The sequence below is a fragment of the Streptomyces hygroscopicus genome, from assembly GCF_026168105.1.
Classification (GTDB): Bacteria; Actinomycetota; Actinomycetes; order Streptomycetales; family Streptomycetaceae; genus Streptomyces; species Streptomyces hygroscopicus_D.
Genome location: NZ_LBMW01000067.1, coordinates 23,181 through 33,811 on the forward strand (window position 1 = coordinate 23,181; position 10,631 = coordinate 33,811).

Consider the following 10,631-nt stretch of genomic DNA (forward strand, 5'->3'; position numbering starts at 1 on the left):
GCCACCAAAAGCCATAACCGTTCGAAGTCAGCTGGAGAAGTGTTTCCCATGACCCAATCGGCGACAGTGGAACGCGTTAGCTTCTTCAGCTCCGGAGCGCCCGGCCCTGCACCGGACGTCGGGCCGGCAGGCCCCCGTGAAGGGACTGGGCCAAGTCTCTTGTTTACGTCATCTATGCGCGCGTTCACCTCACGGATCGCATCCGCCCGGCGCCGGCCCCCACTCAGCGCGCTTCCTTCCAGCTTGACCAGCTGCTGCGCCAGTAACGAGCGCTCAGCCGCACTCCCCATATTCGCCCCTTCCTTGGTCCGGCAGGCGGTGTCCGTCCGGGCCGTCCGGCCATCTGCTCAGGGATACCCGTTCTGGCCTGCCGCTTTCTTCAGTTCGTCCGGCCCGTCCGGTAGGCCTCGATAGGCGTCCCCGAGATGCGCTGTCCTGGCACAGCCCGGCACCAACGTGGGTGCCGGCCAGCAATGCCGACAATTCCGATAACAGGGACAATGGGGAGGACAGCGCATGGACACGCTGATCGCCAGCCTTCTGGGCGGAGCAGTCGTCGTGATGATTGTGGCTGTTGCCGCCGTGCTGGTGGCCCGATTCGCCATGAATGGCACCGACTCCGGTGACCGTGCTGCGGTCCTGCAGGGCGTGGCCACCGTCATCCGCGCGATCCGCGGCAAGCGGTGATCAACATGTGGCAGTCCCAGGGGCAGCCCACTCGGCGCCAGAGACCAAACGGACGCCTGTGACCGCGCCTGCGAGGGAGACGCGGGAGTGATCAGCCTGGGCAGCGCAACGCATTCGCGCTGGTGCTGGGCGACGAGCCCGGCAACACCTTCTACCTGCCTCAACAGATGATCTTCTTGTGGCGGTCGGCCGATAGGACGCATGCAGCGGGCCTGGCGGCTTTGGTGAGTTCGCTGCTGTTCGTTGGATCCCTGTGCATTGGCGGGTAGGTGCCTGGCCGACGGCGGCGCCGTGATAAGCATCAGTCATGCGTGTCCTCCTCCCGTTGCCCGACCGGGACTTCGATGTCACCGAGGTCGCTGTCCCCTGGCGGCTGCTATGCGACGCCGGCCACGACGTGGTGTTCGCCACTGAGCACGGCGGCTTGCCGCCGCAGGCCGATCCGCTGCTGCTCAGTGGTGTGCTCTTCGGGCAGCTCGGTGCCGAGCCGGAGCCGAAGGAGTTCTACCGCGAACTCACCGGCGACGCCGCCTTCCGGGCTCCGATCGCCTGGGACGCCGTGGAACCGCAGGAGTACGACGGTCTGCTCCTGCCCGGCGGGCATGCGCCCGGTATGCGGCAGTACCTCGGCTCCCGTGCCCTGCAGGCGAAGGTCGCCCGCTTCTGGGCAACGGGCAGGCCGGTGGGCGCCATCTGCCACGGCGTCCTCGTACTCGCCCGCACCATCGCCCCGGAGACCGGACGCAGCGTCATCGCCGACCGGCGCACCACCTGCCTGCCAAAGTACATGGAGCGCAGTGCCTATTACCTCACCGCGTGGCGGCGCGGCCGCTATTACCGGACGTATCCGGCGTACGTCCAGGACGAGGTGACCGCCGCGCTCGACGACCCCACGCAATTCGAGCACGGACCGATCGAGCTGCGGCGGCGCGGTACGGCGGCTGACGACACCCCCGCCTTCGTCGTCCAGGACGGCCGGTATCTGTCCGCCCGATGGCCCGGTGACGCCTACCTCTTCGCCCGGCGCTTCACCGCCCTGCTGGAATAGCCCGCTTGCCTGGCCAGGGCCCGTTGTGAAAGTGACGGTGTCAGTCGCCGTTGAAGATGAGGTACCGGTGAGCCTTGCGCTCGACTTGGGCAGTCACGGCCAGGATTTCGTGCGCGGCCTCGGCTTACTCGGCGGTGGATCCGGCCGCCAAGACCCGGACTTCCGGGACGAGGACCTTGAGTTGCGACCGGTTGAAAACGGTGTCATCACAGGGGTCGACGCACCCGAGCAGGGGCAAATTCTGGCTCGCCGCCCGTTCGCACAGGGCTGCAACGGCGCGATACACGCACGTGGCCTCGACCGTACCCGTGAATGTCCGTACCTGGACGCTGATCCCCACGAGTGCACGTTACTGCTCGATACCGCTTTTGGTGGGCATAGCTGCTGGTAGCGGAGGATCTGTACTGCCGCGCGGATCCCTTCGTCCATCCGCGGGGTGCGCAGCTGCTTTTCGATGAGCGGAAGCACGGATGCGGCTATGCGCTGGGCGTCGATCAGGTCGGACTTGCCGATCCCGCGGCGGCTCGCCGGCGAGGCGCTTGATCTGCGGCTTCGGGTCGGAGGTGCGATACATCCGCACCGCACGATCACGCAACTCCAGCGGGTATTTCCTTTCCTGGGGGCAGCCACGGTCGATGTTCCTCTCATGAATCCCATCTGACTCTCTGTCACCTCACTCCGCATCCCGGGGGAACCTCAACCCAGTTGTCGAAGTCCCGGGTCTCTGCGATGGCCCGGCACCTGGATGAGCAGGTCGCAGTCTTACGCAACCGGCCCCTGGACGCCGGTCCGTATGCGTTCGTCTAGGTCGACGCGCTCACGCAGAAGGTCCGTGAGGGCGGCCGGATCATCAACGTCCACGCCCTGATCGCGGTCGGCCTCAACGCTGACGGGCGCCGCGAGACCCTCGGCCTGGACGTTGCCACAGCCCAGGACGGTGCCGGCTGGCTCGCCACGATCCATGGCCGAGTCGTCACGCACTACGAACGGTAGCGAGCCCCGTCGGTGGCAGCGAACCACGAAACTCAGCAATGGATGAACCCAAAATTTCCGGGCTCCGTTGTTATGGTCAAAGGCCCATCGCACACAGGAGTATCCGTTGCCAACCAACGAACCGATAGAAGAAAACGCGGTCGCCCCCTGGGAGCCTACGATAGGACAGGGGCGCCGCGCGGTGGGGCGCAACCTAGCGGAAGCTATACGTAAGGCATCGAACACGGGACCATACGGCGAGCCGCCGGACGCTGCACGAACGACGAATCAGACTCAACGACGCTATCTCGGTGGGGAACTGAAAGATGCAATACTCAAAGCGGGGGACAGCTCCGCTGAGGAGAACTCCACTATTGCTGCGGCGGCAGCCCAGATGCCCACTAGCTCAGGGGATTCCAGCCACAACCCGCCACCCCAGACCAGTCAGCAGCATCAGAATCGCGCGGTGCGGCAACAGGCGGTGAAGCTGCTGCAACGGCGTACTGGTGCAGCGCACGGGGGCCCGCAGCAACCTCCAGAGAAATATACACCGGTCAAGGAGAAAAATGCCGGATCGCAGAAGCCGGGTCGCAGGTAGAAGCGTTACCGAACTTTGCCAAAAGTAATCGATAGCCTGGCAGCACGTGGGCGGCAAGCCAAGTTGGTCGCGCGCGACTTGAGACTGATCAAGCACTTTGCCACCTGTGGCCTGTCTCCCTGACCAGGGCTGCTTCAAAGTCCTGGTGATCATGTCGGTGCAGGTCAAGTGAGCCCGAGCAGGTCGAGCGGGCGCGTGAAGGGCGTGTAGGAGGCCTGCCGTAGTCCGGCGGCGATGCTGTGGTGACCGGCGTCGCGGAGTGTTTTGACTTCGAGGTTTCGCAGTGTGGCTATGTTCGCGGGGCCGTGCCCGGTGCGGATCTTGGAGGCGTCCTTGGCGAAGGTCGTGTCTCTCACGTGGTGGACGAACTCGATGCCCGGATGGCCGCGGGCGAGTTGTCCGAGACGCTGCGGAGAGGCCTGACGGGAGGTCATGTCGGTGATCGCGTAGATGGTCTGCCGGGTGGTCTTCCCGCTCTCGATGCCGGTGCGGTAGCGGTGGATCTTCACGGCCTGCGCGATATGCGGGAAGTCCAGGCCGGGGCCGGTGACGGTGAGCACGCGCACCGAGCGGGTCTCGCGTCGTCCGTGTCCCAGCTCGCGGTCGTAGCGCACCGCTGTGCATCCCCTGCAGGGCAGGGCCGGAGCATGGCGTTCAGGTGCGGCTGGTTGCGCTTGACCACGAGCACGAAGTGGGCGTTCTTCTCTTCGACCAGGTAGCGGGCCTGTTCGCGCGTGGTGTGCAGCGCGTCGGCGGTGACCGTCGCGCCGGTGAGGTCGAAGGCGCCGCAGTGCGTTCGGGGCGGTGACCCCGGTGGTCTTGTCCGGCACCGAAGCTGGGAGATGACGCGTCCGGTGCCGGTGAGGGCCGACAGCACGTGAACGACGTCGTCGGTGTCGGTGCCTGAGCCGCGGGCACTCTTGCCGTCCACGGCCACCTGCTCGACGCCGTCCGGGGCGGAGCCGAGCGGGTCGGCCGGCTCACCGGGGCACACGAGGGTGAGCACGCGGCGGATCGTGGAGGTGGCAGGAGCACGCCGGATGCCGAGCGGGCCACGGGGGCGGACACGCAGGCGGGCGAGGGCATCCCGCGGGGCGTTACGCGCCCACAAGCCGATGGCCAGGTAGGAGCGGGCCCGGACAGTACCGCGCAGGCCGCGGTCAGTAGCACCGACACCAGCGAGTGCCGCTGGCCGCGGCAGTCACGCGGGTCGGACGGTGTCGCCAACCGCTCGGCGACGTCGGCCAGTTCACGCTGGCGCGGCAGAACCGACTTGGCCAGGCACAGTGGCGGACCGACGGCACATCGAGGCTCCCGTGGTGCAGGGCGACGTGGCACCCTGACCCTGTCTGCGTTCACGCCGGACGCGAACAATGTGTGGGCCGGGCCGGCCGATACAAGAGCAGCCCTGCATGGCCCAACGCGGGACTGTGCAGGGGGCGTTTCGTCATGCCTGGCTCAGCGCAGAGCCTCGATCGCCGGCAGGATCGGAGTGCGCGCTTCAGCGCCGTACACGGCCAAGTCTGCGAGCCGCGCGAACGCGCGCAGGTAGATGTCCAGTTAGCCGGGTGCCGTGACAGTCACCTTCGCCGCGAGCAGTTCCACGTGAATACGCGAGTCGTCGAAGACCGTGAACTGCTCAAGCGGCCACATGGTCCCTTCCCGCGCAGCTGCGGCCGGGATGATGCCGAGCGACATGGACGGCAGAGTCATCACGGCAAGGAGGTTGCCGAGCCGGCCGGCCATCATGTCCTCGTCATCGACCCGGTGATTGAGGACGTTCTCTTCGATGAGCGTTGCGAAGCGGTGGTCACCTTCGTAGATGACCCGCGCGCGGCGCATACTGCTCGATTCCGCTTTTGGTGGGTATAGCTGCTGGTGGCGGGGTGGTTGCGGGTGCTCGGGGGCGGGTGCTGGGTCATGGTGCTGAGGGCACGGCCGGGACGTGACGAGGGCGAGCAAGCGGTGGTCCACCGCCTGGCGGCTGCCAGGAAGGCGCCGAAGGTTCTGGTGGAGCGGTGCCGGATGGTCGAGCTGAGCTGGGACGGCTGGCTGGTCCCGCAGATCGCTGGCGAGGTGAGGTGCAGTCAGAAGACGGTACGTTGCCGGCTGCACCGCTTCAACCGCTCGGGGCTTGAGGCCCTGGAGGAGCTGGGCGGGCAGGGCCGCAAGCGAAGGATCACCGAGGCCGAACGCTCCCGGATCATTGCGATGGTCAAGCAGACCCCGCTGGGTCGGCCGGAGGTGCAGCCGTCGAACGAGATGTGGGCCGCGGACGAGTCGGGGCCCTCGGAGTGGACGTTGAACACACTGACTGCTGCGGCCCGGGACCTGGGCATCGAGGTCAGTCGCTCCCAGGTGCGCCGGATCCTGCCGGCCAGGGGCGTGCGCTGGCGGCGCACGCCCTCGTGGACGCGCTCGAGAGATGCGGACTTCGAGGGAAAAGGACCCGGATCGTCGAGCTCTACACCAGCCCGCCCGCCGGCGCGACGGTCGTCTGCGCCGACGAGCTCGGCCCGGTCATCCCCCGCACCTTCCCGCCGGCACCGGGCTGGTCACCGGACGGACACCGCATCAAGAACGAGATCGACTACTCCCGCGGACCGCAGAAAACCTGGGTCTACGGCGGCTTACGGGTCCGTGACGGCCAGGAGCTCACGATGACCGCCACCTCCCGCAACAGCGCCTTCTACCGGCAGTTCCTTCAGCTCGTCGAGGGCGCCAACCCCGTCGGGGACATCTATGTGATCACCGACAATCTGTCCTCGCACAACAGCGTGTCCACCCGGACCTGGCTCGAGGCCCATCCTCGCATCAGGCTCAGGCACGTGTTCATCCCGGTCGGCGCCTGCTGGCTCAACCTCCAAGAGGGCTGGTGGCGCATCTTCCGCAGGACTGCCATGGCCGGACGCTCCTTCGGCGACCGCGGCCACATCACCCACGCCACCGAAGTGGCCACAGCCCAGCTCAACACCCGCGCCCGACCCTGGATCTGCGGATGACGTCGCGTCAGTGCCGCTCCCTACCGTCCGAACCGTGACACCTCCGCGCCTTGGCGTCGCCCGGCGAACGACGGTGATCCGTCATGTCCTAGCCGACGGGCTGCGCAGCCCCCACACCCCGCTACGCCGGTAATCGGACCGCGAAGTTTCGGCCGACCCCAAGCGTTTCCACCAGCGGCGGGCCCACCATGTTCGCAATGCACGACCGCCCACACTGGGACGGCGGGGCGCAAGGCGAACGTCTCCGGGGGTCTCTCGCGCCGTCGCGGCGTTGGTCCTGGTCCCGACCGGATCCCGGCAGACGTGGGGCAAGTCCGCCTTGAACGATCTCGGCCCCGGACTCCTATCTCTGACCTCAGCAGCAATCTGACCCTGGGGGAGCTTCTGGGCGTTCAGGTTTCCCGTTTCCCCGCCGTCGGCCGTCCGGGTGGGCCGAACGAGTGAGGCCGGGAACGAGAAGGGGGGCAGGGCATGCGGCACGAATGATCACCGGAAGACGTGGTGGCGTGCTGGACGCCGGTGGACGGTGACTGGCCACTGGTGGCCAACAAGAACGGCCCGACCCGGCTCGGCTTCGCCCTGACCCTGAAGTTCTTCGAGCAGGAGGGGCGGTTCCCGGAGTTCGTCGAGGAGATCCCGCAGACCGCGATGGAGTACGTCGCGGACTTGGTGAGGGTGCCGGCCGCGGAGTTCGCGAAGTACGCGTTCACCGGCCGGACCGCCGAGTATCACCGCAATCAGATCCGCGAGGCCCTGGGCCTCCGGCTGTCCACGCGCGCCGACGAACAGCTCCGTCCGCCGATCTTCTGCCGGCTCGACCGGGCATACCTCGGCGGCCAACCAGGAGATTACCCTGCTCGTGCAGTGCCGCGCAGACCGGATCGAGCCGCCGGGACGGATCGACCGCATCGTGACCGCGGCCCAGACCCGGGCGGAGAAGGTGTTCTGCGCGCGGACCGTCGACCGCCTGGGAGACGTCGGCGTGGCCCGGCTGCCGGCGCTAGTAGCCGAGGACAACGAGGACGGCGCCGCGCTGCCGACCTCACTCAAGCGCGGCCCCGGGTCGGTCGGCCTGGACTCGCTGCCGACGGAGACCACCAAGCTGAACGACGTGCGCAAATCGGCCTGCCTGACGGGCTGTTCGTGGGCTGCTCGGGGAAGCTGGTGGCCGCGTGGCGCGCACGAGCATTCAAGATGTACCCCTCGGATCTCCACGGCCGAGGCCGAACAGGTGGCGCGGCGCTTCGTGCCTGTTTCTCATCCCTGTAGGCGAGAAGCGGACCGATTTTCACACCGTCAACGACGCCGTGAACGACGCCCTGCGAGCCGCCATCGTCCACCTGGTCCGCGAGCAGAAGGCCGGCGTGGATCACGCAGGTCCGGTGTACTTCATGCTGCACGGCGTGCGGAGCGAGGAGCGGGCCCGCGAGCTTGCCGCCGCCTTCCATGCCGCCCTGTACGGGTGTCAGTTGATGGCCAAGGCATCGCGGTAGAACACGGTGTCCTTGCGGGACCGGTGGGTGCTTTTGGCCCCTGATCGGTGCGACTAGGTGTCGAGGAACTCGGGGATGAAGATGTCGCGGCTGGTCAGCAGGCGCTTGGAGAGGCCCTGCTCGTGGTGGTAGCGCAGGAAGGTGTCGACCGCCTTGCGGTTCGCGCGCAGGCCGTAGGGCCACCAGTCCTCGCCGAGCAGGCTGCGGTTGTGTTCGAACAGGCTGCTGAACCAGGGGGTCACCAGGCTCATGTGCTGCTTCGGGGCGTCCTCGATGTATTTGCGTTCGGCCAGGTCCTTGGCCTTGACGAAGGCGCGGTAGACCGAGCGCAGATTTTCGGAACGGTGCACCAGGTCCTTGCGGACCGCGACGATGTGCATCGGGGGGAAGATCCCGGTACGCCGGTAGTAGTCGCGCTCGACGTTCTCATAGTCGGGGAAGAGCCGGACGATCTTCGTCGATCCCCGCAACATGGCCTGGGGCACGTCGACCGAGATGAGCGCGTCGATCTCTCCGGACTCGAGCATGGCGCCCAGGGTCTGGCCGTCGTCGGCGTGCCGCACGTGCACGCCGTCCGGCACCGGCTGCGGGAGCCAGTCGAACGCGGGGATGGGATGGTCGGTGCCGCCGATGACCCAGCGGCACTGGTCGACGGTCACGCCGAACTCGTCCGACAGGATGCCCTTGGGCCAGACGCCGGCGTCGTGTCCGAAGAGCGCGAACTCGCCGAGTGTCTTGCCGGCGAGGTCCTGCGGCTTCTCGATTCCCGCCTCGGTGTTCACGAAGATGGCGGAGTGCCGGAAGTTGCGGTTCGGGAAGATCGGCAGCGCCATGAATGGCGCGTCGTCCAGGTCGAAGGTACGCAGAAAGTAGGTCAAGCCGAGTTCCGCTATGTCGTAGCGGCCTTCGAGCATGTGCCGGAAGAGGTCCGAGACCAGGGGCTCCGTCTCAAGGGTGGCGTCCACCCCGTCGATCTTCACGCGGCCGTCGAAGAGCGCCTCGGTGTGCTCGTACCGGTAGGTGCCGATGGTCAGCTCGATGCTCATCAAGATCCTCGCTTCCGTGAATGACCTTTCATTTTCACGATGAGGCCGATATGATTCCATGTCAAGATGAATGATCATTCACTTTGAGGGAGGCCGGACATGCCGCGCATCACGCCTGAGCGGCGGGAAGCCAAGCGTGCGGAGATCGTGGCGGCAGCGCGCCGGTGTTTCGCGCGGGGCGGCTTCCACCAGACCTCGATGCCGGACATCGCCGCCGCAGCCGGTGTTTCTGCGGGTGCCCCCTACCGCTACTTCGCGAGCAAGGAGGAGATCATCCTGGCCATCGCCGCGGACGCCTTCCGGCTGATCTTCGAGCCGATGGAGCGGGTGGCCGTGGCCGCTGACGCCCCTTCCCTGGGCGACCTGGTCGCCGCCTCCCTTCATGCACTGAGTGCCGAGACCGTCACGGACGCCGCAGGGCAGGTGGTGCCGGTCGAGGAACTGCTGCAGTGCGTCGTGCAGACCTGGTCGGAACTGCTGCGCAACGACGGCCTGCACGCCCGCGCCTTGGAGGGCTTCGAAAGGGTCCGTCGCAGCATCGCCGCCGCCCTGCGCCGCGGACAAGCGGCGGGCGCTATCCAAACCGTGGAGCCGGAGAGCGGCGCACGGGTATTGATCGGTCTGCTGCACGGATTCCTGCTCCAGCGTGTGGCCTTCGGCTTGACCGACACGGCGGGATTCAACGACGCCGTCCGGGGGTTGCTCGACGGAGCCGAGCGCCCGGACAACACCTCGCGGTGAGCGTTCCCCAGCTCAGGCTGCAAATCCGCTGCACATGCGGATGCGGCACCCCCGCATCCGCCAGCGCCATGATGGCCCACTCCGCGGTGGTGTTCCGCTGACAGGCCACGGACGGCGGTGGGAGAGTGACACCGAGGCCGGGTTCGGGCCGGCGCGGGCCAAGGTCAGCACCATGACCTTGAGAATGATCAGTCCCGTTGGGCTTCGCGGGAGGCCAGCTGATTGCTTCTGCGGGAGGATCGCCGGGTGATTCGCCTGGTCATGAGGGTGGGCCCAGGTGATCAGCGATTCCGAGGGCTGGATGAGCCGTTCGTAGTCGCGCGCGTGCCGACGGGCGTGCATGACCCAGGCGTGTGAGCGTTCGACGACCCAGCGCCGGGGCAGAACGACGAACCCGGAGGCGTCCTTCGGGATGCGGCCACTGTGACCATCCGACGAACGTTTCCTTCCGGGCCCTCCAGGCCCTCGTGACGCACCGCCGCGAGCAGTAGACCGCGTTGGACCGGCGGTCCACCCCGGCCACCCAAGTGCCTCCGCACTCGGGACACTCGGCCAGGCCGGCACCACTCAGATCCGCGGCCACCCGCTTGCGCAGACGCCGGGCCCGGCGCCACTGCCTGGAACGACAAGGCGCCGAGCAGTACACCGCATCGGGCCGTGCATCCGGCCTCAGCTGTACACCGCAGCCCTCGCACACTCGCTCTCCGGCCTGTCCGGCGTCCTCGGACAGCCGGCCAGCCTAGGCCCAAAAGCCACTCGAATATGGGGATCCGAAACAGGTACTTAAAGAGCGTTTTGTCCTGGCGAGGTTGTTTGGTGGCGCTTCGCGGGACGAGTGAGTCTGCGGCTACTGAGGCGAGAGTGGTCAATGCGGGCTGTGCGACAGGAGACTCCATACTTCTGCCCGTTTGAGTGGAGTCGCTCCTGTCTGATCCCAAAGCGCCCCCGGTTGACGCTGTTTGCGCCCTGGGGATGCGCCTTGCCCGACGGTACTACCGAAACATGACGCGACACCGCTCGTACCCCAGCGACCTCACCGATGCC

At 67.0% G+C, this 10,631-nt stretch carries 11 protein-coding genes and 4 pseudogenes; 9 read left to right on the forward strand and 6 right to left on the reverse strand.

What is annotated here, in order from left to right; translation table 11 throughout:
* Window positions 1–516: 516 nt before the first annotated feature.
* The 3 genes from AAW14_RS35835 (at window position 517) to AAW14_RS35845 (ending at window position 2,126) form a co-directional block, all read left to right on the forward strand.
* The gene (locus tag AAW14_RS35835) at window positions 517–687 is read left to right on the forward strand and encodes a hypothetical protein (protein WP_265568631.1); all 171 of its coding nucleotides are present in this window, start codon (window positions 517–519) and stop codon (window positions 685–687) included.
* A 307-nt stretch (window positions 688–994) separates the two neighbouring features.
* Window positions 995–1,735: a type 1 glutamine amidotransferase domain-containing protein gene (locus AAW14_RS35840; RefSeq protein WP_265568632.1), complete on the forward strand. Its 741-nt coding sequence runs from the start codon at window positions 995–997 to the stop codon at window positions 1,733–1,735.
* Between the two features lie 67 nt (window positions 1,736–1,802).
* Window positions 1,803–2,126, forward strand: coding sequence for a hypothetical protein (locus AAW14_RS35845; protein ID WP_265568642.1), 324 nt, complete (start codon window positions 1,803–1,805; stop codon window positions 2,124–2,126).
* Window positions 2,127–2,128: 2 nt separating this feature from the next.
* On the opposite strand, the pseudogene AAW14_RS35850 reads toward AAW14_RS35845, so the two are convergent.
* Window positions 2,129–2,260 (reverse strand): annotated as a pseudogene (locus AAW14_RS35850) (IS110 family transposase); the annotation flags it as partial.
* Window positions 2,261–2,434: 174 nt separating this feature from the next.
* Here AAW14_RS35850 and AAW14_RS35855 point away from each other — a divergent pair.
* A pseudogene (locus tag AAW14_RS35855) lies at window positions 2,435–2,686 on the forward strand (transposase); the annotation flags it as partial.
* Window positions 2,687–3,469: 783 nt separating this feature from the next.
* Here AAW14_RS35855 and AAW14_RS35860 read toward each other — a convergent pair.
* The 3 genes from AAW14_RS35860 to AAW14_RS35870 form a co-directional block, all read right to left on the reverse strand.
* Entirely contained in the window at window positions 3,470–3,814 is a 345-nt protein-coding gene (locus tag AAW14_RS35860) for a hypothetical protein (RefSeq protein WP_265568633.1), read from the reverse strand.
* Complete coding sequence (locus AAW14_RS35865) at window positions 3,811–4,311, reverse strand: hypothetical protein (RefSeq protein WP_265568634.1); 501 nt, start codon at window positions 4,309–4,311, stop codon at window positions 3,811–3,813. The genes AAW14_RS35860 and AAW14_RS35865 overlap by 4 nt, the downstream gene beginning before the upstream one ends.
* 554 nt (window positions 4,312–4,865) lie before the next feature.
* Window positions 4,866–5,147 carry a Scr1 family TA system antitoxin-like transcriptional regulator gene (locus tag AAW14_RS35870; RefSeq protein ID WP_265568635.1) on the reverse strand — a complete coding sequence of 94 codons (282 nt, stop codon included), beginning with the start codon at window positions 5,145–5,147 and terminating at the stop codon, window positions 4,866–4,868.
* Window positions 5,148–5,225: 78 nt separating this feature from the next.
* Between AAW14_RS35870 and AAW14_RS35875 the strand changes: the two are divergent.
* From AAW14_RS35875 to AAW14_RS35890, 4 genes and pseudogenes are all read left to right on the forward strand, one after another.
* Window positions 5,226–5,666: pseudogene (locus tag AAW14_RS35875) on the forward strand (helix-turn-helix domain-containing protein); the annotation flags it as partial.
* 47 nt (window positions 5,667–5,713) lie between these two features.
* The gene (locus tag AAW14_RS35880; RefSeq protein ID WP_265568636.1) at window positions 5,714–6,307 is read left to right on the forward strand and encodes a transposase; all 594 of its coding nucleotides are present in this window, start codon (window positions 5,714–5,716) and stop codon (window positions 6,305–6,307) included.
* A 501-nt stretch (window positions 6,308–6,808) separates the two neighbouring features.
* On the forward strand, window positions 6,809–7,576 hold the full coding sequence (locus AAW14_RS35885; RefSeq protein WP_265568637.1) for a DUF4158 domain-containing protein: 768 nt from the start codon (window positions 6,809–6,811) through the stop codon (window positions 7,574–7,576).
* A gap of 38 nt (window positions 7,577–7,614) precedes the next feature.
* Window positions 7,615–7,800 carry a hypothetical protein gene (locus tag AAW14_RS35890; RefSeq protein ID WP_265568638.1) on the forward strand — a complete coding sequence of 62 codons (186 nt, stop codon included), beginning with the start codon at window positions 7,615–7,617 and terminating at the stop codon, window positions 7,798–7,800.
* Window positions 7,801–7,853: 53 nt separating this feature from the next.
* On the opposite strand, the gene AAW14_RS35895 is transcribed toward AAW14_RS35890, so the two are convergent.
* Window positions 7,854–8,846 carry a 4,5-dihydroxyphthalate decarboxylase gene (locus AAW14_RS35895; protein WP_265568639.1) on the reverse strand — a complete coding sequence of 331 codons (993 nt, stop codon included), beginning with the start codon at window positions 8,844–8,846 and terminating at the stop codon, window positions 7,854–7,856.
* 99 nt (window positions 8,847–8,945) lie between these two features.
* On the opposite strand from AAW14_RS35895, the gene AAW14_RS35900 reads away from it, so the two are divergent.
* Entirely contained in the window at window positions 8,946–9,587 is a 642-nt protein-coding gene (locus tag AAW14_RS35900; RefSeq protein ID WP_265568640.1) for a TetR/AcrR family transcriptional regulator, read from the forward strand.
* 266 nt (window positions 9,588–9,853) lie between these two features.
* Here the strand turns inward: AAW14_RS35900 and AAW14_RS39930 are convergent.
* Window positions 9,854–9,998: pseudogene (locus AAW14_RS39930) on the reverse strand (IS5/IS1182 family transposase); the annotation flags it as partial.
* Window positions 9,999–10,631: the final 633 nt, after the last annotated feature.

Excerpts from the sequence above, each read along its gene's own strand:
- AAW14_RS35835 (WP_265568631.1), top strand. The coding sequence starts at position 517 with ATGGACACGCTGATCGCCAGCCTTCTGGGCGGAGCAGTCGTCGTGATG.
- AAW14_RS35840 (WP_265568632.1), top strand. The coding sequence starts at position 995 with ATGCGTGTCCTCCTCCCGTTGCCCGACCGGGACTTCGATGTCACCGAG.
- AAW14_RS35870 (WP_265568635.1), bottom strand. The coding sequence starts at position 5,147 with ATGCGCCGCGCGCGGGTCATCTACGAAGGTGACCACCGCTTCGCAACG.
- AAW14_RS35895 (WP_265568639.1), bottom strand. The coding sequence starts at position 8,846 with ATGAGCATCGAGCTGACCATCGGCACCTACCGGTACGAGCACACCGAG.
- AAW14_RS35900 (WP_265568640.1), top strand. The coding sequence starts at position 8,946 with ATGCCGCGCATCACGCCTGAGCGGCGGGAAGCCAAGCGTGCGGAGATC.